The sequence below is a fragment of the Caballeronia sp. BR00000012568055 genome (genome assembly GCF_029439455.1).
Classification (GTDB): domain Bacteria; phylum Pseudomonadota; class Gammaproteobacteria; order Burkholderiales; family Burkholderiaceae; genus Caballeronia.
Window position 1 is genome coordinate 1 of the sequence record NZ_JAQFVG010000216.1, and the last position, 555, is coordinate 555.

Here is a 555-nt window from a genome sequence, read left to right on the forward strand (position 1 = left end):
AGAAGCGTTCGACCTGGTTGAGCCACGAACGGTAAGTGGGGATGAAATGCATATGCCAGCGGGGGCGTGCCGACAGCCACGCCTTGACCTTCGGATGCTTGTGACTGCCATAGTTGTCCACGATGCAGTGCACGTCGAGTTCAGCGGGAACGGCCTTGTCGATTTCACGCAGGAAGGACAGGAACTCCTGATGTCGATGACGCGGCTTGCAGGTGGCGAGCACAGCGCCGTTGAGCACGTTCAAGGCAGCGAACAGCGTAGTGGTACCGTGACGAACGTAATCGTGCGTGACACCTTCAACGTAGCCGAAACCTGTGAACTTTCGCCGTTAAGGAGCCAAACCGTTTTCGGCATAAAGGCGCCAGGGAGTTTTCGGCGTTTAGGCGCCGAAAGTTTTTCGGCATATAGGCGCCAGTAGATTTTCGCCGTAAAGGCGCCACTGGCGTCTGAGGCGGGCGCTCGAACTCCGCCAACCGCTACCCTCACGGCACGCATTTGCTCCGGAGGGTGGCTTGAAGAGGAAGTTCGAGATGTACCAATATCGACAGGTTCTGG

The 555-nt window shown here is 57.3% G+C and carries 1 pseudogene; it reads right to left on the reverse strand.

From position 1 onward, the window contains the following. A pseudogene (locus tag P7F28_RS10215) lies at positions 1-313 on the reverse strand (IS630 family transposase); the annotation flags it as partial. Between the last annotated feature and the right edge of the window lie 242 nt (positions 314-555).